This window comes from Rhodococcus sp. NPDC055112, from assembly GCF_053607505.1.
On the sequence record NZ_JBSGTR010000005.1, the window covers coordinates 73618 to 92115 of the forward strand.

Sequence of the window (18498 nt, forward strand, 5' to 3'; positions counted from 1 at the left end):
CCAGGCACTCGCCAACCGCTCACAGCCGACGAAGGAGGGCATCCATCTTTCCCGCCGAACGTCCCCGTCGCCTGCGCGCCACCCCGGCGCTGCGTCGACTTGTCGCCGAGACCTCGCTGGAGCCGCGGCATCTGGTGCTGCCGATGTTCGTCGCGGACGGCATCGACGAGCCGCGCGCGATCGGTTCGATGCCAGGCGTCTTCCAGCACACGCTCGACTCCCTGACCCGCGCCGCCACCGAGGCGGTCGCGGCGGGTGTCGGCGGGCTGATGCTCTTCGGCGTCCCCAGGACCGAGGACAAGGACGCCAACGGTTCCGGTGCGACCGATCCCGACGGCATCCTGAACCGGGCCCTGCGCGTGCTCCGCGCCGAACTCGGCGACTCCACCGTGATCATGGCCGACACCTGCCTCGACGAGTTCACCGATCACGGCCACTGCGGGGTGCTCGCGGCGGACGGCCGGGTCGACAACGATGCGACGCTGACCCGCTACGTCGACATGGCGGTCGCGCAGGCCGAGTCCGGGGCGCACCTGCTCGGGCCGAGCGGAATGATGGACGGACAGATCGCCGCGATCCGTGAGGGTCTCGACGACGCGGGCCACCAGGACACGGGCATCCTGGCGTACTCCGCCAAGTACGCATCCGCCTTCTACGGGCCTTTCCGTGAGGCCGTCGGGTCGTCGCTGTCCGGGGATCGCCGCACCTATCAGCAGGACGCCGCCAACCGGCGCGAGTCGCTGCGCGAGGTCGACCTCGACCTGGACGAGGGCGCGGACATGGTGATGGTGAAGCCGGCCATGTCGTACCTCGACGTGCTGCGGGAGGTCGCCGACATGTCCACGGTTCCCGTTGCGGCCTACCAGATCTCGGGGGAGTACTCGATGATCACCGCCGCCGCGCAGAACGGCTGGATCGACCGCGACGCCGCCGTGCTGGAGTCGCTGCTCAGTATCCGTCGCGCGGGTGCGGACATCGTGCTGACCTACTGGGCCGCCGAGTTCGCAGCCCGGTTGTGATGGTTACGGTGGTGCCATGACCGCCCACTGGCCGCCAGCGCCCCCGACCGGCCCGGTCGCGCAGGCCCCGCGACCCGCGCCGCCCGTCGACGTGGGTACCGCCTTCCAGTTGCTGTGCGGGGTGGCCGCCCTCGGTGTGGTGAACCTGTTCGCCACCCTCGCGATGGTGGCCGCGGATCGGAAGACCTTCGCCGATCAGCTGATCAAGGACGTGCACGCCCAGGATCCGACGGTCGAGATCAGCACCTCGGCGGCCGAGGGTCTGCTGCTGGTCGGGCTCGGCGTCACCGCGCTGCTCGGGCTCGCGCTGACCGGCCTGTACCTGCTGTTCGTGTTCAAGATGCGCAGCGGCAGAAACTGGGCCCGGATGCTGGTGACCATGATCGGCGTGACGATGGTCTTCTTCGCGATCCCGGCGCTGTTCGGGCTCGGCGCCGGTGGCGGCGTGGCCGGGATGGTCGCGGGCGGGGCGGGCATCCTGCAGGCGGTGCTGTCCGTCGGCGCGGTGATCCTGATGCACCGGAGCGAGTCGAACAGGTACTTCGTGCCCGGACCGAAGGCGCAGTAGCCGTCGTGGGTGATGCGCAGGCCCGTCCGCGCCCGGTCGATGTCGCCTACTGGCTGTGGCTGGTCTGTGCGGCGCTGCTGGTGCTCTTCGGGCTGTTGGCCCTGACATCTCCCGGCACGGCGATACGCGAGGAACTGGTGGCGCGCGGCGCGAACCCCGACAGTGTGGACGAGTTCATCGTGCTGCTGCGTGGCTCCGGCGCAGTCTCGCTGCTCACCGGGCTCGGCGTCGGGCTGATGGCGGGGCCGACCAGGGCAGGGGATCCGCGTTTTCGGCGGGCGGTCGTCGCGCTGTCGGTGGTGTTCTTCGTGCTGCAGCTCGGGCTGCTGGCGACCGGTCTCGGTCAGGTGCCGACGCTGCTGGTCTCCGTGCTCGCGCTGGTGGCGAGCGTGCTCGTCTATCTGAGGTCCTCGGCGGAGTGGTTTGCCTGTGAGTGACGCGGCCGAGCGGATCCTGTTCGAGGAACCGGGCGGACGGTGGTGGCTGGTCGCGCTCGGCCCGGCGCTGTGCCTGGTCGTGCTGGTCGTGGAGGCGATCATCGGTTCGGGTGTGCACTGGCTCGGGTTGATGCTGTTCTCCGTGCTGCTCGCGGGGCTGGTCTCCCTTCAGGTGGTGGCGGCCCGGCGGCACGCGAGCGTGCTGCTCACCCCTGCGGTGTTGCGCAACGGCGCCGAGACGCTCGAGGTGGCCGATATCGTCGAGGTCCTGCCCGAGGCGGATCCGTTCGCCGAGGATCTGGAGCCGTGGGAGAGCGCCCCGTCTCTCGGCGAGCTGTCCGGGGTGCCGCGACGCCGTACCGCGATCGGCCTGCGGCTGCGGGACGGCGCGGTGGTGCGGGCGTGGGCGCGGGACGGTGACGGGCTGCGCACCGAACTGGAGCAGCTGGTGGTGGACGAGGCGGAGGACGGTGAGCGGTGAGCGAACGGATGACGCGGATCGTGGAGCTGGGCCTGGCGGTGCTCGCGACCGCGGCCGCGGTCTGGTGCTGGAACCGGGGCGTGCAGACCTCGGACTTCGCACCCGCGATGGAGGGCGCGCCCGCGTTCACCGGCACGCACTACTCGGGCACCTGGATCGGAGCGGCGACCGTGCTGGTGATCGCGGCCGGGTTGTTGGTGATCGACGTGGTCAGGAGGCGGGACCGCGGCGGTCCGCAGTGACCGGTCGAACAGCGGCCCTCCCTGGCGACTAGTACCCACGGGGGGTATGGTAGGGGCATGAACGGATACTCCCCGGAGAAGGACGACCTCCTCAAGCGGCTGCGCCGCATCGAGGGACAGGTCGCGGGCATCTCGCGGATGGTCGACGACGACCGGTACTGCATCGACATCCTGACCCAGGTGTCCGCGGCGACCAAGGCGTTGCAGTCGGTCTCGCTCAAACTGATGGACGCGCACCTCGCGGGCTGCGTCGTCGAAGCGGCCAAGAAGGGCGGCCCGGAGGCCGACGCCAAGGTCAAAGAGGCCTCGGACGCGATCGCCCGCCTCGTCCGGTCCTAGGGGAGCGCTGATGCAGACCACCTACACGGTCACGGGCATAACCTGCGAGCATTGTGTCGCCTCGGTCACCGAGGAGGTCGGCGCCATCGCCGGTGTCACCGAGGTGCTCGTCGACCTGGCCACCGGGGCGGTCCGCGTGACCAGTGAGTCCGAGCTCGACCCGCGGGCCGTCGCCGAGGCGGTCGAAGAGGCGGGCTACGAGCTGGCGTCATGACCGCCCCCGCTGGCCGTGACGCGCTGGACGCCGTCGGCGTCGCGGAGCGGGAGCTCGACCTCGATCTCGGCGGGATGACGTGCGCCTCCTGCGCGAATCGGATCGAGCGCAAGCTGGCCAAGATCGACGGCGTCCGGGCCACCGTCAATTTCGCCACCGAGCGGGCCCACGTGCGCTATCCGGCGGGCGTGCAGCCCGCCGAGCTGGTGTCCGCGGTCGAGTCGGCGGGCTACTCCGCGGCCGTGTCGATGCCGGCGGGCCCCGCCGCTGCCGGGACAGGCGAACCGACGCCGGATCACCTCGGCAGGCGCCTGGCGATCTCGGCGCTGGCCGCCGTCCCGGTCGTCGCGCTGTCGATGATCCCGGCGCTGCAGTTCGACTACTGGCAATGGGTGGCGCTGGCGCTGACCACCCTGGTGGTGTTCTGGGGTGGCTATCCGTTCCATCGGGCGGCGCTGACGAACGCCCGGCACGGCAGCTCGACGATGGACACGCTCGTCTCGCTCGGCACGCTCGCCGCGTACGGATGGTCGGTGTGGGCGTTGGTGTTCGGCACCGCGGGGCACATTGGGATGACCCACGAGTTCACGCTGCGGTTGGGCGCGCACGATCCGTCGGGACAGATCTATCTCGAGGTCTCCGCCGCGGTCACTGTCTTCCTGCTCGCGGGCCGGTACGCGGAGTCGCGGGCCAAACGCCGCGCGGGCGCCGCACTGCGGGCGCTGATCGAGGTCGGCGCCAAGGACGTGGCGGTGCTGCGGGACGACGCCGAGCGGCGGATCCCGGTGAGCGAGTTGCGGGTCGGGGACCGATTCGTGGTGCGGCCGGGGGAGAAGGTCGCCACCGACGGACGGGTGCTCGAGGGCAACGCTGCCGTGGACGCGTCGATGGTCACCGGCGAGTCGGTGCCGGTCGAGGTGGCCGGCGGCGACGCCGTCGTCGGCGGCACCGTGAACACCGACGGGCGGCTCGTGGTGCGGGCCGAGCGGGTCGGCGCCGACACCCAGCTGGCCCACATCGCCGCGCTCGTCACCGAGGCGCAGAACGGCAAGGCCGCGGTGGCGCGGCTCGCGGACCGGGTGTCGGCGGTGTTCGTCCCGGTGGTGCTGGTCATCGCGGCGGCGACGCTGGCAGGCTGGCTGGTCACCGGGCACGCCGCGACGGAGGCCTTCACCGCCGCGGTCGCGGTACTCATCGTGGCCTGCCCGTGTGCGCTCGGATTGGCCACGCCGACGGCGCTTCTGGTGGGCACCGGTCGCGGCGCCCAGCTCGGCATCCTGATCAGGGGCCCCGAGGTGCTCGAGCAGACCAAGCGGATCGACACCGTCGTGCTGGACAAGACCGGCACCGTCACCACGGGCCGGATGAGGCTCGACGCGGTGGTCGCGGCGCGGGGCGAGAGCCCCGACCGCGTGCTGGCGCTGGCGGCCGCGGTGGAGGGCGCGTCGGAACATCCGGTGGCCCGGGCGATCGCGCTCGCGGGCGGACCCGCGCCGTCGGTGACGGAGTTCGAGAACCGCCCCGGCATCGGCGTCGTCGGGCGGGTCGACGGGGTCCGGGTCAGCGTCGGGCGGCCGGACGGCCCGATCCCCGCTGAGCTGCGGCAGGCGTTCGCGGCCGGACGCACCACCGTCGCGGTGGCCTGGGACGGCGCGATCCGCGGCGCCATCACGGTCGCCGACGCCGTCAAGCCCACCAGCGCGGAGGCGGTCGCGCAGATCGTGGCGCTCGGCATGACCCCTGTGCTGTTGACCGGCGATCGTGCCGAGGTCGGGCACGCGGTGGCGCGGAGCGTCGGCATCGACCGGGTGATCGCGGAGGTCCTGCCCGCCGACAAGGTCGCGCACGTGGTGGGCCTGCAGCGGGAGGGCGCCGTCGTCGCCATGGTCGGCGACGGGGTGAACGACGCGGCGGCGCTCGCCACCGCGGACGTCGGGTTGGCGATGGGGACCGGCACGGACGCCGCGATCGAGGCGAGCGACCTGACCCTGGTGCGCGGCGACCTGCGTTCGGTGCCGCAGGCGATCAGGCTCTCGCGGGCCACCCTCGGCACCATCAGGGCGAACCTGTTCTGGGCGTTCGCCTACAACGTCGCGGCCATCCCGTTGGCCGCGCTCGGCCTGCTGAACCCGATGATCGCAGGCGCGGCGATGGCGCTGTCCTCGGTGTTCGTGGTTGGGAACAGCCTGCGGTTGCGACGATTCCGCTGACGCCAAGCCCGCCGATTTGCGCGAACCCCACGCCAACTTGAACACTGTTCAAGTTGGCGTGAGGGCAGGGAGATCGGTGAAGCAGGCAGGGACAGGTCGCGGCGAGGTCCGGCATACCCGGGTGGTGGTGATCGGGGCGGGTTTCGCCGGGCTCGGCATGGCGGCAGGCCTGACCCGAGCGGGTCATGACGACTTCATCGTGCTCGAGAAGGCCGAGGACGTCGGCGGCACCTGGCGGGAGAACACGTACCCCGGTTGCGAGTGCGACGTGCCATCCGCCCTCTACTCGTACTCCTTCGCGCAGCAGGCCTGGGGCGGTGTCCGGGCATCGCAGCCGGAGATCCTCCGCTACCTGCGCAAGGTGAGCGTCGAGTACGGCCTCCTGCACAAGATCGAATTCGGCGTGGAGGTCGAGCGCGGTCACTGGGACGAGGCCGACGGGCGGTGGCACCTGTTCACCACCACCGGCCGGGAGTTCGTGGCGCAGTACCTGGTGGTCGGTACCGGAGCCCTCCATCTGCCCAAGGTGCCGAAGACGCCCGGTGCCGCGTCCTTCGGCGGCGTCGCGTTTCATTCGGCGCGATGGGACCACGGGGTCGACCTCACCGGCAAGCGGGTCGCGGTCATCGGAACCGGCGCGAGCGCGATCCAGATGGTGCCCGAGATCGCGGCCGTTGCCGGCTCGGTCCAGTTGTATCAGCGCACGCCGCCCTGGGTGTTGCCGCGCCGGGAGGCCGGGCGGGTCGCGCGCGCGATCGGTCGGGTGCCGGTGCTCCGCAGACTCGTCCGGGGCCTGACCTACTGGAACGCCGAACTCCTGGCCGTGGGCCTCAACGGGCACCCCGCCCTGACCCGACCGATGGAGTGGCGGGCGAGGCGGCACCTCCGGCGGCAGGTCCATGACCCCGCCCTGCGGGCGAAGCTCACCCCCGGCTACCGGATCGGCTGCAAGCGGATTCTGCGCTCCGACAGCTACTTCCCGGCGCTGACCCGGCCGGGCGCGGAGCTGATCGTGGACCGGATCGCTGAGATCACGCCCGACGGCATCGTCACCGCGGACGGGACCGAGCGCGCGGCCGATGTCATCGTGTACGCGACCGGCTTCCGGGTCGCAGGCTCGCTGGCCCGACTGCCGCTCGCGGGTCGCGACGGGGTCACCCTGCAGGAGCGGTGGATGCGGGACGGGATCCGGACCCACCTCGGCATCTCGGTCTCGGGCCTGCCCAACGCGTTCTTCCTCACCGGGCCCAACACCGGGCTGGGGCACAACTCGGTCGTGTTCATGATCGAGTCGCAGGTGCGGTACGCGCTGCGGGCGATGGAACTGGTCGATCGCGAGCGGGCGAGCGCCCTCGAGGTCCGCGCGGACGCGCAGGCCGCCTTCCACGACGACCTGCACGCGCGACTGGCCACCGCGGTCTGGAGCACGGGTGGGTGCTCGAGCTGGTACGTCGACGCCAACGGAATCAACCACTCTGTGTGGCCGGGATTCTCGTGGCAGTACTGGTTGCGGACCCGGCGGGTGAGCAGGCACGACCACCACCTCCTCTGAGGTCGACCGGAGACAGTCGTGGCCGGGGCGGACCGATGTCGGGCACGATGGGGTGATGATTCTTGTCGTCGACGACGATCCCTCGGTCCGCGAGGCCGTCGTGACCGCGCTCGAACTCGATGGACACGAGGTGCGGTCGGTCGGCGACGGGAGCGCCGCGCTGGCCGCGCTCGGGCAGGACGCCTTCGATGCGATGGTGCTCGACGTGACGATGCCGGGAATCGACGGTCTGTCGGTGTGCCGGTTGCTGCGCGCGCGGGGTGATCGGATCCCGATCCTGGTGCTGACGGCCCGCTCCGAGGTGGGCGACAGGATCGCCGGGCTCGACGCGGGCGCGGACGACTACCTGCCGAAGCCCTTCGACATCGATGAACTCGCGGCCCGGGTGCGGGCGCTGCTGCGCCGAGCGGCGCCCCCCGAGCCTGCCGTGGAATTCGGGGACCTCACGATCGACCCGGAGGCCCGTCGCGGCGTCCGCTCGGGTCGGAGCATCGACTTCACGCAGACCGAGTTCGCGCTGCTCGAGCTGTTGATGGCCAATGCCGGTCAGACGCTGACGCGGGAGGTCATCACCGATCGGGTCTGGGGGCACGACTTCGGATCCCAGTCCAATTCGCTCGCCGTCTACGTCAGCTACCTCCGCACGAAGCTGGAGTCGGGCGGTGAGCCGCGCATCATCCACACAGTCCGCGGACTCGGCTATCGGTTGGCGCCGCCGTGACGCGGGGCCGCCTGCCCATCAGGACGCGCATGGCGATCGTCACGTCGGTCGCCGTCGCTGCGGTGGTGCTCGCCTGTGCGGCGGGGGCCTACTGGATCTCTTCTCGTGAGGTGTACAGGAGCCTGGACCTCGGGCTGATCCGGGAGGCGACCGCGCTGCAGCTGCAACTGCACGCGGGCAAGGACCTGGGTGACGGGACCGAATGCGCGACCCTCGCCTCACCCGCGTGCTTCGAGGTGCTCGACACCGTGGACGAGCGGCCCGTCGTGCTGCCGGAACCGGAGGGCGTGGACGCGGTCATCAGAGGCGAGTCGGATCCCTTCCTGACGAACATCGATCTCGCGGGCCTTCCCGGTCGGATGTACGTGACCCCGCTGCTGGACGGCGGTGCCCTTCTGGTCGCTGTCCGCGCCGATCAGCAATTCCGGGCGCTGGACCGGATCGCCCGATTTCTCGCGCTGCTGTGCGGCGCAGGCATCGTGATCAGCGCCGCACTCGGCTACGCGGTGGCGCGCTACACGCTGCGCCCGGTCACCCGGCTCTCCCGGGAGGCGCAGTTGGTCGCGAAGGAACGCGATCCGAGCCGGGAGATCGTCGTGGACGGGTCCGACGAGCTGGCGAGACTCGGCGAATCGATGAACACCATGCTGCGCGCCCTCGACGACTCCCTCCGCGCCCAGCGTCAGCTCGTCTCCGACGCCTCGCACGAGCTGCGGACACCGTTGACGGGGATCATCGCGAACGCCGAGTTGCTGGCGCGAGGCGACGGGTTGACCGAGGTGCAGCGGACCAGGGTGCGCGCTGCGCTGGCGCGCAGCACCGCCGACATGCGCACGCTGATCGACGACATCGTCGATCTCGCGCAGGGATCCGAACCGGACATCGCGACCGAGGACGTTGCCTTCGGCGACGTCGTGACGGAGGTGGTCGAGGCCGCCCGCGCGCACTGGCCGGAGATCGACTTCCGGGTCTCGGTCGGCGCGCACACCGTGCACGGGACCCGCGCACGGCTGGCGAAGCTCGTCTCGAACCTGGTCGACAACGCGGCCAAGTTCAGCCCGGCAGGCGGTGCGGTCGACATCGCCCTTGCGGACGGCGTCCTCACGGTGCGCGATCACGGCTCCGGAATCGACGAGGCGGACCTGGGCCTGGTCTTCGAGCGCTTCTACCGATCGGCGCGCTCGCGGGGCACCGCGGGGTCCGGGCTCGGTCTCGCCATGGCGCAGCAGATCGCCCGAGCGCACGGGGCGGTCATCACCGCGGCGAACGCACCCGGCGGCGGTGCGCTCTTCACGGTGCGGCTGCCACCCTCCCGGTGAGCCTGCGGATCGGCGCGCTGCTCTGATCTTCCTCTAACGTTCGGCGCCTACCTTCGCTGGTCATGAGAGCACTGACATCGACTCGAGCTGTCGCCACGGCAACGGTTGCCGCCGTGGCGCTGGCGCTCGCGGCAACGGGATGTTCCGCAGGGCAGTCGGATTCGGCTATCCGTGTGGACGGGAACACGGTGATCGTGCCGATCGACGGCGGCGAGGCGCGGGTCGACGTGAACGACCTGACAGTCCGGGGCCCCGTCGAGCTGTCCGCTGCGGTGGAAACGGACCTGGGCGCACCGGGGGAGATCTCGGTGGACGCCTCCCGCGCGCACTGGTCGTATCCGGAACGCGGTCTCGAGGTCACGGCCTCCGCGCGCGACGGTCGGCTCGTCGTCGACATCACCGGCAGCGGCGATCAGGAGCTGGCATGGCCGGTCACCGGCGCCGGTGCGCGGGATCTGCAGTTGCCGCAGGGCGAGGGACTGAGCATCCCGGTCGACGATGCCTTCTGGAACGACCCCGACACGGGTCTCGTGGGAGACGAGGGCCAGCGGCTGCAGGAGCTGACCATGCCGTTCTGGGGATACAGCGCCGGTGCCCTCGGTGCGAGCTACCTGGTGCCGACCGACATCGGCACCACGCTGGGGTTCAGCTCCGTCGACGGCCGGCTACGCACGACCTCCGTGCACGAGTTCAGTGAGGCCAGGGGCACCGATACGTACACCGTGGCACTGTCGGTCACCGACGGGTCGCCGGTGGCCGCCGCCAAGGACTACCGTGCGCTGCTGCAGCAGCAGGGCAAGCTGAGCACCCTGGAGGAGAAGATCGCCGCGAACCCGGACACCGAGAAGCTCGTCGGTGCCTTCCACGCCTACCTGTGGGGCGACGGGCGCACCCCCGATTCGATGCGCCGACTGCAGGAGCTGGGCATCTCGAGAATGTGGCTGGGCTACGACTCGGACGAGCAGCCGATGACCCGAGAGGCCGTCGAGACCGCAACGGACGCAGGCTATCTCGTCGGACCGTACGACACCTTCGGTAACGCGCAGGACCCGTCGGGTGAGGTCGACAATCCGTCCTCCCGGTGGCCAGACGGGGTGTGGCCGGGGGACTGCGTCGTCGACGAGAACGGCGAGCGGGAAGGTGGATTCGGCGGCCGGGGTTGCTACCTGAGCTCGCAGGCGCTGGCGGCGCACCCGGATCTGCTGGCGAACCGGGTCGCCGCGAAGGTGGACAACGGCTCGAACAGCTACTTCCTCGATGTCGATGCGACCGGCGAGGTCTTCGACGACCACAGCCCCGACCACCCCATGACCCAGTTCGGGGACCGGCAGAACCGCCTCGATCGGATGGGGGCGATCGGCGAGGACCTGGTGCTGGGCTCGGAGACGGTCGGGTCGTGGGCCAACGGTGTCGTGTCCTTCAGCCACGGCTCGAGCACGCCGGTGATGAACGACCTCTGGAAGTTGGAACGGGACAAGGCGACGTGGGGCGCGTACTGGGGGAAGAACGGACCGGCCACCTTCTTCAAGCCGGTCGAGCTGCCCGAGAAGCTGCGCACCGGGATGTTCGACCCGAAGTACCGTGTGCCGCTGTACGAGACGGTGCTGCACGATTCGGTGGTCAGCACGGATCGTTGGGAGCTGTCCTTCAACAAGCTGCCATCCCTGCAGATCACCCGCGCTTTGCTCGCGATGCTCTACAACACCCCGTTGAACTACGCCCTGAATGCGCAGACCATCGAGGAAGAGGGTCCGAGGATGGCAACCATGCAGAAGTTCTTCACCACCATCCAGGAGGCAGCCGGGACCGAGCCGATGACCGACTTCCGCTGGCTGACCGAGGACCGCACGGTCCAGCGCACCACGTTCGGCGACGGAAAGCTCGTGGTGACGGCGAACTTCGGCGATCGCGCGTTCGATGACGCCGACCTCGGAGGCGCAGCGCCGGGCTGCGTGACCGCATCGATCGGTGGCGAGCTGACGACCCTGTGTCCGTGACGGGCCGCCGTTGCCGGGCCCCCGATCAGCCGCCCAGCATCGCCGCGCCGAGCGTTGATTCCGGCACCGCGAACCCCTCGATCAGGGTCAGGGCGTGCGGGCGCAGCGTGCGACAGCGTTCGTTGACGCCGCGGGTCACCGCCTTCGCGCGCTCGACGGACAGGTGCCGGTGCTCCATGAACCAGGCCTTGTCCTCCTCGATCAGCGTGAGCGCGTACAGATCGCACAGGTCGCCGAGCAGGTCAGCGGAAGCCTCGTCCTCGCATGAGTCGATGCCGGCGACGAACGCCTCGAGCACCACCCGGTCGATGTGCGCCTCGGCCGCCCACAGCACGTGGTCCTGCACGGAGTTGAAGGCATCGAAGGGGTCGTCCTCGCGCTTCTGCGCGCCCTGCAGCCGGCGGGCGGCCGTGGACAGCAGGTACTCCTCGCGGTCGGAGAACATCGTCAGCTGCGTGCCCCGGTTGAACAGGCTGCCGTCCTCCTCGTTGTCCTGCCGGGTGTCGAGGATGGTCTGGATGATCTGCTGGGCGGCGGTGCGCTTCTTGACCACATCGGAGACGGTGGTGGCAGCGAAGCGCATCCACTCGACGGGACTCATGCCGCGGACCTCCTCGGCATACGCGGTGAGCAGCTCCTTCGCGACGAGCTGGGTCAGCACGTGGTTGTCGCCCTCGAAGGTGGTGAACACGTCGGTGTCGGCCTTGAGCGCGACAAGCCGGTTCTCGGTGAGATATCCGGCGCCGCCACAGGCCTCGCGGCATTCCTGGATCGCCCGGGTGGCGTGCCAGGTGTTGGCGACCTTGAGCCCGGCGGCCCTTGCCTCCAGCTCGCGCTGCTCCTGCGGGTCCACCTCGTCCGCGGTCTGGATGTCGTGCAGCCTGGTCACCAGCTGGTTCTGCGCGAAGTGCAGGGCATAGGACTTCGCGATCAGCGGCAGCAGCCGGCGCTGGTGCACCAGATAGTCCATGATGAGGACCTCGTCGTTCGCCGGGGCGAGCGAAGCGAGGGTCGATTGACTCGGTGGCTTGTCGAACTGCCTGCGCTGCAACGCGTATCGGGTCGCGATGCTCAGCGCCACCCGGGCGGCGGCGCCCGCCGCGCCGCCGACGGTGACGCGGCCGCGGATCAGGGTGCCCACCATGGTGAAGAAGCGCCGGTTCGGGTTCTCGATCGGGGAGGAGTACGTCCCGTCCTCCTCGACGTCGGCGTACCTGTTGAGCAGGTTCTCCCGCGGCACCCGCACCTGGTCGAAGACGATCCGGCCGTTGTCGACCCCGGGCAGGCCGCCCTTGTGGCCGCAGTCGGAGGTGGTGACGCCAGGCAGGTCGGCACCGTCCTCGCCGCGGATCGGTACCACGAAGCAGTGCACGCCCCGCGACGTCGCCTCCTCGCCCGGTGCCGCGGTGATCAACTGGGCGAACACCGCCGCCATCCGGGCGTGCTGGGCCGCACCGCCGATGTAGTCCTTGCGGGAGGACGGGGTCGGGGAGTCGATCACGAATTCCTGCGTGTCCGGGTCGTAGCTCGCGGTGGTCTCCAGTGCCTGGACGTCGCTGCCGTGGCCGGTCTCGGTCATGGCGAAGCAGCCGAGCAGGTCGAGGTCGATCAGCGGCTTGACGTATGCCGCGTGATGGCGTGCGGTGCCGAGGTTCTCGATGGCGCCGCCGAACAGGCCCCATTGGACGCCCGCCTTGACCATGAGCGAGAGATCCGACATGGCGAGCATCTCGATGCTGGTCACCGCGGCGCCCACATCGCCGGTACCGCCGTGCGCGGCGGCGAAACCGTTGGCCGCGTAGCCGGACTCGGCGAGAATCCGCATCTGCTCGAGCGCCTTGGCCCTGGCGGCCTGGAGGTCGGGGGTGAAATGCGGGGCGAATTCCTCGCGGGTCAGGTCCACCCGGACCTTCTCGCGCACCTCCCGCCACTGCCCGTCGAGTGTGGTCCGCAGGTGGTCCGCTGTGGTGGCCATGGTTCCGACGGTAGCGCAGCGGTGGCGGTCGTGCGTGGGCGTCACGGCGCGGGTCGGCGTTGGGCCCGAGAGGGTTGCCTCGGCCCTATGCTGACCTGGCCAGGTCAGGGTCGAGATGCCGAACGCGCGAGGACGACGATGATCACGCTGATACCGGACAACCAACGCCGCACCCTCGACGAGCTCGGCGATCGCCTGGACCTCGAGGTCGGTGATGTCACCGCCAAACGGTCGGCCTACTGGCTGATGTTGCTGCTGTCGGCGACGATCGCCGTCGCCGGTGTGATCAGCGACTCCACCGCCACCGTCATCGGAGCGATGATCGTGGCGCCGCTCTCGACGCCGATCCTGGGCATCGGGCTCGGCATCGTCACCGGGCGGGCAGGGGCAGTGGGCCGAAGCCTGTTCTACGTCCTCGTCAGTGCCATCGCCGTGGTCGCACTCGGTGCGCTGATCGCACAGCTTCTCCCGAATCCCACCAACGTGCTGACCAATTCACAGGTGACCGGACGCACCTCGCCGACGCTGATGGATCTGCTGGCCGCGATCGCGACCGGGTTCGCCGGATCGATCGCCATCGCCCGCCGCGATGTCGGTGACGTGCTTCCCGGCGTGGCGATCGCCATCTCGCTCGTACCGCCGCTGGGGGTCGTCGGCGTCTGCCTCGGGTCGGGTGCGCCGTCCCTCGCCGTCGGGGCGCTGGTGCTGTTCCTCTCGAACATGCTCGCCCTCGTCACCGCCTGCACGATGGTCCTCATGCTCGCGGGCTACGCGCGTGATGCGGCCGAAACCCCCGATACGGCTCGGCGCACCCGCGCCTATCTCGCCATTGCCGCGGCGTCCGTCGTCGTGGCCATCCCGATGGTGCTCAATTCGCTCTCGAGTCTCTGGGCGAGCCAGGTTCGCGATGCGACGGAGCAGTGGCTCGGCGGGACCCCGTCCGCTGAGGTCGGCACGGTCACGGTCCAGTCGGACACCGTCCTCGTCGACGTCACGAGCCCGGCCGACCTGCCCTCGATCGAGGAACTCCAGGGCTCGGTCGACGGGATCGTGCCCTGGAACCCGACCGTCGTCGTGCAACACACCGTCGGTCAGCGAGTCGAGGCCGGCCGGTAGCGGTTCATTTCGAGCGCGGCACCGCGGGCAGGATCGTCCCGGTCACCTCGCCGAGCCTGAATCGTCCGCCGGAGGGGGAGGGCGCGGTGGCCGCGATGGTCACCACGTCGCCGTCCTCGAGGAAGGCGCGCGTACTGCCGTCGGCAAGGGTGATCGGTTCCCGGCCGGCATCGGTCAGCTCGATCAGCGAGCCGACCTGGTCGCGGCCGGGCCCGGAGACGGTCCCCGAGGCGAACAGGTCGCCGGTGCGTAGGCGGGCGCCATTGGAGGTCAGGTGCGCCAACATCTGCGCGGGGGACCAGTACATCCCGCGGTAGGGCGGCCGGGATACGACCTGCCCGTTCAGTTCGACCTCGAAATCGATGTCCAGGCCCCAGTTCTCGGTGCCCCGCAGGTACGCGAGCGGCTCGGGGTCTTGTGCGACGAGGGGCAGCCGGGCCGCCTCCAGCGCGGCCAGGGGCACCACCCACGGTGAGATCGAGGTGGCGAAGGACTTGCCGAGGAAGGGGCCGAGCGGTACGTACTCCCAGGACTGCAGGTCGCGGGCGGACCAGTCGTTGAGCAGGACGACACCGAAGACGTGATCGGCGAAATCAGCTGTGCGGACGCAGGTTCCGGGATCGCTCGGGGTGCCGACCACGAATCCGAGCTCGACCTCGATGTCGAGCCTGCGGGTCGGACCGTCGGTGGGCGACGCATCGCCGAGGGCCTTGCGCTGACCGGTGGGCCGCACGATGGCGGTGCCCGACGGCACGACGGTGCCCGCGCGGCCGTGATAGCCGATCGGCAGGTGCTTCCAGTTCGGCGGCAGCGGCGGCTCGCCGGGACGGAACATCCGGCCCAGGTTGGTGGCGTGCTGCTCGGATGCGTAGAAGTCCACGTAGTCCGCGACGCCGAACGGCAGGTGCATGTGCGCCTCGGTCAGCGGGTGCAGATACGGCCGCACCCGGTCTCGGTGTGCCGGGCTGGTCAGCAGTTCGGTGATCTCGGCGCGTACCTCCGCCCAGCGCACGCGGCCGAGGGCGAGGAAGGCGTTGAGGGTGGTCGACCGCAGCGCGGCCTCGTCGACGACGGAGGTGAGATCGAGCACCTGGTCCCCGAACGCGACGCCGATGTGCCGGTGCAAGGCGCCGGTGGAGAACACGCCGTAGGGGAGGTGGTAAGTCGAGTTGGTCATTCCCTGGCCCCTCCCAGTCCGAAGGTGGCAGGACCGCCGCCCGATCGGGTGGGCGCAAGGCCGAGCCGGACCGCCTCGAGCATCGGGGTCTCGGTGTCGCACGACCCGAAACAGGTCAGCACCTCCCGCGCGGGCACCGGGTCGTGCAGCGCGCGGGCGGTCGAGCGCAGCCGGTCCCTGTCCTCGTCGGCCAGCACCGCGGCGGTCTCCGCGGCCGATCCGGATCGCGCGGTGTCTGCGGCCAGCACCAGATTGAGGAACCCGTGCTGGGTGAGGCCGGTCGCCGGGTCGGTCTGCCGGATCGCGTGGTGCAGCCCGGCGGTGGCCTTGGCTGGTACCCCCGCGGCTGCGGCCTCGACCAGCGCGGCGGCCAGGGCGGCAGGCGTCGGGAACAGGTCGGCGCCGGTCCCGCCGCACCGCAGCTTCACCCCGAGCGGCGCCCCGTCTCCGGCCCGGCGCTCGGCAAGCGCGGAGATCACCCCGGCGGCGTCGGCGAAGGTCGCCGGCTCGACGAACAGGGGTACCGCCGCGTGCGCGCCTCCCGCGGCGTCGATCAGCGTGGCCAGTTGGCCGGGTCCAGCCGTGAGCGTCGACTCGATGCCGACCAGCTCGGCCCCGGGGGAGTGGTGCAGTGCCGCAAGGGCATCCGCGAGCGCAGGCACGTCCGCGGTGACCAGCACCGCGAACCGGTCGTCGGCGTCGAGGTGGCCGAGCAGTTCGGGTATCCGGGACGCGGGGCACAGGAACCGGTGGGTGAGCATCGGTTGGCCTGAGGCGATGTCGCGGCGGTGGCGTGTCACCGCCGCCGCCATGTCGAGCCCGGCGGGTTCGAACAGGCCGGCGTCGTCGACCAGGTGCGCGAGCAGGGCGGTCATGACGACGGCCCCCGGCCCGACCAGGACCAGGCGTAGGCGGGATCCTCGACGGCCAGCCCACCCTCACCGAGCGCGAGCGGCCGGAAGGTGTCGACCATGACGGCGAGCTCGTCGAAGAACTCGGCACCGATGCTGGCCTCGGCCGCCCCCGGCTGCGGTCCGTGCGCGATGCCGCCGGGGTGCAGGGAGATCGAGCCGCGGCCGATGCCCGAGCCCTTGCGCGCCTCGTAGTCGCCGTCGACGTAGAACATGACCTCGTCGGAGTCGACGTTGGAGTGGTAGTACGGCACCGGGATGGCGAGCGGGTGGTAGTCGACCTTGCGTGGCACGAAGTTACAGATCACGAATCCCCCGCCCTCGAACACCTGATGTGCGGGCGGGGGCTGGTGCACGCGGCCGGTGATCGGTTCGAAGTCGGCGACGTTGAAGGTGTACGGGTAGAGGCAACCGTCCCACCCGACCACGTCGAACGGGTGGGTGGGACAGACCAGGCGGGTGCCGACGAGCCCGGTGTTGCCGCGGTGTTTGACCAGTACCTCGACGTCGGTGCCGTCGCGCAGCAGCGGCTCGGTCGGCGCGTGCAGATCGCGCTCGCAGTAGGGCGCGTGCTCGAGCAGCTGTCCGAACCGCGACAGGTACCGGTGGACCGGCCCGATGTGGCTGCTCGATTCGATCGCGTACGCGCGCAAGGGTTCGCCCGGGTTCGGCAGCCACCGATGGGTGGTGCCACGCGGGAGCAGGACGTAGTCGCCGCGGCGGGCGCCGAGCGCCCCGAACACGGTCTCGACGGTGGCGGATCCGGACTCGACGAAGACGCACTCGTCGCCGACGGCGTTCCGGTACAGGGGCGAATCCTGCTGCGCCGCGACGTAGGAGATCCGGACGTCGTCGTTGCCGAGTACGAGGCGTCGACCGGTGACGGGGTCCGCGTCCCCTGGGTTCCGCGCCAGTTCGTGGAGTCTGAGGTGCCGCGACCGGAGGGGGTGATTGGGCGTCAGGGATTGGTCCGGGAGTTCCCATGCCGTCGAGTCGACGATCGCCGAGGGGGTACCGACGTGGTACAGCAGCGCGGAGTCGGAGGAGAACCCCTCCTCGCCCATGAGTTCCTCGCGGTAGAGGTCGCCGCCTGGCGCGCGGAACTGCGTATGGCGCTTCGGTGGCACCTGGCCGACCTGGCGGTAGAAGGGCATGGCGTTCCTCCCGGCGTCGTGCTGCGGACCGCCCCCTCGGCCCGTTGTGTGATGCGGATCACACCAGTTGCCACTATATCGCCGTGCCCCGCACCGTCAGGTCGGCACGGAAATCGGCCCCATGGGATGTCTGGGTCCGTTCGCCCGATTGGAGCTTGATTTGGTGGTCGATCGCTATCGCAGCCGCGCTTCTCGGGATCGAGGTGACTGAAGCTCTCCGGTGGCTGCGCTGCCCGACCGCCTCAGGCTTCAGGGGCGCTCGATGTCGGCACCGATGTCTCTGTGATGTAGTCCCGCATACCGCGGAGCAGCAGGTCCAAGCCGACGTGGAACTCGTCTTCGAGCGGGATCGGGAAGGCGTTCGCTGTCCGTCTGATCGAGGGGTACAGGCGGGGGTCGGCGTCTTTGACGCGATCCACCGCCGCGGCATCATCCGACTCCTTTGTCGGTTCGATGGCGGGGACCTGCATGGCGAACCCGATGGTGAAGCGGGCCAGGGAGATCGCCAACCGTAACGCGATCTCGACAGGAAACCCGGCGGTGAGCAGGATCGAGAGGGTGAGCTCCCGAAAGGCCATCGCGTGCGGGCCCGTGGGGATCGACTCGATGAGCAGTGGCGCAGCATTGGGATGGCGGCGGACGACGTCGAAGAAGGCGGTCGCCAGTCGTTCGCATGCGCAAGACCAGTCGAGCTTCTCGAGTCCTTCTCTGTCGAGGTCGATCTCGCCGATGAGATGGTCGACCACATGTCCGACGAGTTCGGCGCGGCTGTCCACGTGACGATAGAGCGTCGCCGTGCTGGACCCGAGTTGTTGGGCGAGAGCGCGCAGGGTCAGCGCGTCGGCGCCGTGGGCGTCGACGAGTTCTACCGCGCCAAGGACGATGCGTTCGAGGGGCATCTTCGGCCGCCCCATAGCGGTGGCCCGGCGTGAGGGGGTGGCGGCACGCCCCCGGATCGGTGCGTCGGACATCAAATACACCCCATCGCTTTCACGCTCTCGTTTCGGCGATCCACCCGCGGCAGCGGGAGGTCTTCGATGCATCGTATTGTGCCCCGAGCCAATAA

At 70.2% G+C, this 18498-nt stretch carries 18 protein-coding genes; 13 read left to right on the forward strand and 5 right to left on the reverse strand.

The window, feature by feature from the left end:
- Positions 1-44: 44 nt before the first annotated feature.
- The 12 genes from hemB (at position 45) to ACWFRB_RS04340 (ending at position 11099) form a co-directional block, all read left to right on the forward strand.
- Complete coding sequence (gene hemB / locus ACWFRB_RS04285; protein ID WP_452639211.1) at positions 45-1019, forward strand: porphobilinogen synthase; 975 nt, start codon at positions 45-47, stop codon at positions 1017-1019.
- A 16-nt stretch (positions 1020-1035) separates the two neighbouring features.
- Entirely contained in the window at positions 1036-1587 is a 552-nt protein-coding gene (locus ACWFRB_RS04290) for a hypothetical protein (protein ID WP_452639089.1), read from the forward strand.
- 5 nt (positions 1588-1592) lie between these two features.
- Positions 1593-2024: a hypothetical protein gene (locus ACWFRB_RS04295; RefSeq protein WP_452639091.1), complete on the forward strand. Its 432-nt coding sequence runs from the start codon at positions 1593-1595 to the stop codon at positions 2022-2024.
- A complete protein-coding gene (locus ACWFRB_RS04300; protein WP_452639093.1) occupies positions 2017-2505 on the forward strand; it encodes a hypothetical protein in 489 nt (162 codons plus the stop codon). The genes ACWFRB_RS04295 and ACWFRB_RS04300 overlap by 8 nt, the downstream gene beginning before the upstream one ends.
- Complete coding sequence (locus ACWFRB_RS04305) at positions 2502-2747, forward strand: hypothetical protein (RefSeq protein ID WP_452639095.1); 246 nt, start codon at positions 2502-2504, stop codon at positions 2745-2747. Before ACWFRB_RS04300 ends, ACWFRB_RS04305 begins: the two co-directional genes overlap by 4 nt.
- Before the next feature lie 57 nt (positions 2748-2804).
- On the forward strand, positions 2805-3086 hold the full coding sequence (locus ACWFRB_RS04310) for a metal-sensitive transcriptional regulator (protein WP_072842629.1): 282 nt from the start codon (positions 2805-2807) through the stop codon (positions 3084-3086).
- Between the two features lie 10 nt (positions 3087-3096).
- A complete protein-coding gene (locus tag ACWFRB_RS04315; RefSeq protein ID WP_452639097.1) occupies positions 3097-3300 on the forward strand; it encodes a heavy-metal-associated domain-containing protein in 204 nt (67 codons plus the stop codon).
- On the forward strand, positions 3297-5510 hold the full coding sequence (locus tag ACWFRB_RS04320; protein WP_452639099.1) for a heavy metal translocating P-type ATPase: 2214 nt from the start codon (positions 3297-3299) through the stop codon (positions 5508-5510). The genes ACWFRB_RS04315 and ACWFRB_RS04320 overlap by 4 nt, the downstream gene beginning before the upstream one ends.
- Positions 5511-5586: 76 nt before the next feature.
- On the forward strand, positions 5587-7062 hold the full coding sequence (locus ACWFRB_RS04325; protein ID WP_452639101.1) for a flavin-containing monooxygenase: 1476 nt from the start codon (positions 5587-5589) through the stop codon (positions 7060-7062).
- 52 nt (positions 7063-7114) lie between these two features.
- On the forward strand, positions 7115-7783 hold the full coding sequence (locus tag ACWFRB_RS04330) for a response regulator transcription factor (protein ID WP_452639103.1): 669 nt from the start codon (positions 7115-7117) through the stop codon (positions 7781-7783).
- Between the two features lie 29 nt (positions 7784-7812).
- Positions 7813-9102, forward strand: a complete 1290-nt coding sequence (locus ACWFRB_RS04335) for a HAMP domain-containing sensor histidine kinase (RefSeq protein ID WP_452639105.1) — start codon at positions 7813-7815, stop codon at positions 9100-9102.
- A 173-nt stretch (positions 9103-9275) separates the two neighbouring features.
- On the forward strand, positions 9276-11099 hold the full coding sequence (locus tag ACWFRB_RS04340) for a glycoside hydrolase (RefSeq protein ID WP_452639107.1): 1824 nt from the start codon (positions 9276-9278) through the stop codon (positions 11097-11099).
- A 25-nt stretch (positions 11100-11124) separates the two neighbouring features.
- Here the strand turns inward: ACWFRB_RS04340 and ACWFRB_RS04345 are convergent, their stop codons facing one another.
- A complete protein-coding gene (locus ACWFRB_RS04345) occupies positions 11125-13074 on the reverse strand; it encodes an acyl-CoA dehydrogenase family protein (protein ID WP_452639109.1) in 1950 nt (649 codons plus the stop codon).
- Between the two features lie 138 nt (positions 13075-13212).
- On the opposite strand from ACWFRB_RS04345, the gene ACWFRB_RS04350 reads away from it, so the two are divergent.
- Complete coding sequence (locus tag ACWFRB_RS04350; protein ID WP_452639111.1) at positions 13213-14190, forward strand: DUF389 domain-containing protein; 978 nt, start codon at positions 13213-13215, stop codon at positions 14188-14190.
- Between the two features lie 4 nt (positions 14191-14194).
- Here ACWFRB_RS04350 and fahA read toward each other — a convergent pair whose 3' ends face one another.
- The 4 genes from fahA to ACWFRB_RS04370 all read right to left on the reverse strand — a co-directional run bounded on the left by fahA (position 14195) and on the right by ACWFRB_RS04370 (position 18403).
- Positions 14195-15367 carry a fumarylacetoacetase gene (fahA, locus tag ACWFRB_RS04355; RefSeq protein ID WP_452639112.1) on the reverse strand — a complete coding sequence of 391 codons (1173 nt, stop codon included), beginning with the start codon at positions 15365-15367 and terminating at the stop codon, positions 14195-14197.
- Positions 15364-16242: a hypothetical protein gene (locus tag ACWFRB_RS04360; RefSeq protein ID WP_452639114.1), complete on the reverse strand. Its 879-nt coding sequence runs from the start codon at positions 16240-16242 to the stop codon at positions 15364-15366. Before ACWFRB_RS04360 ends, fahA begins: the two co-directional genes overlap by 4 nt.
- A complete protein-coding gene (locus ACWFRB_RS04365; protein WP_452639116.1) occupies positions 16239-17432 on the reverse strand; it encodes a homogentisate 1,2-dioxygenase in 1194 nt (397 codons plus the stop codon). Before ACWFRB_RS04365 ends, ACWFRB_RS04360 begins: the two co-directional genes overlap by 4 nt.
- A 242-nt stretch (positions 17433-17674) precedes the next feature.
- Positions 17675-18403 (reverse strand): TetR/AcrR family transcriptional regulator, encoded by a 729-nt coding sequence (locus ACWFRB_RS04370; RefSeq protein ID WP_452639117.1) that lies wholly within the window; start codon positions 18401-18403, stop codon positions 17675-17677.
- Positions 18404-18498 lie beyond the last annotated feature (95 nt).

Coding starts and splice junctions, on each gene's coding strand:
- ACWFRB_RS04290 (WP_452639089.1), top strand. CDS start 1,036: ATGACCGCCCACTGGCCGCCAGCGCCCCCGACCGGCCCGGTCGCGCAG.
- ACWFRB_RS04310 (WP_072842629.1), top strand. CDS start 2,805: ATGAACGGATACTCCCCGGAGAAGGACGACCTCCTCAAGCGGCTGCGC.
- ACWFRB_RS04315 (WP_452639097.1), top strand. CDS start 3,097: ATGCAGACCACCTACACGGTCACGGGCATAACCTGCGAGCATTGTGTC.
- ACWFRB_RS04320 (WP_452639099.1), top strand. CDS start 3,297: ATGACCGCCCCCGCTGGCCGTGACGCGCTGGACGCCGTCGGCGTCGCG.
- ACWFRB_RS04335 (WP_452639105.1), top strand. CDS start 7,813: ATGGCGATCGTCACGTCGGTCGCCGTCGCTGCGGTGGTGCTCGCCTGT.
- ACWFRB_RS04345 (WP_452639109.1), bottom strand. CDS start 13,074: ATGGCCACCACAGCGGACCACCTGCGGACCACACTCGACGGGCAGTGG.
- ACWFRB_RS04350 (WP_452639111.1), top strand. CDS start 13,213: ATGATCACGCTGATACCGGACAACCAACGCCGCACCCTCGACGAGCTC.
- fahA (WP_452639112.1), bottom strand. CDS start 15,367: ATGACCAACTCGACTTACCACCTCCCCTACGGCGTGTTCTCCACCGGC.
- ACWFRB_RS04360 (WP_452639114.1), bottom strand. CDS start 16,242: ATGACCGCCCTGCTCGCGCACCTGGTCGACGACGCCGGCCTGTTCGAA.
- ACWFRB_RS04365 (WP_452639116.1), bottom strand. CDS start 17,432: ATGCCCTTCTACCGCCAGGTCGGCCAGGTGCCACCGAAGCGCCATACG.
- ACWFRB_RS04370 (WP_452639117.1), bottom strand. CDS start 18,403: ATGTCCGACGCACCGATCCGGGGGCGTGCCGCCACCCCCTCACGCCGG.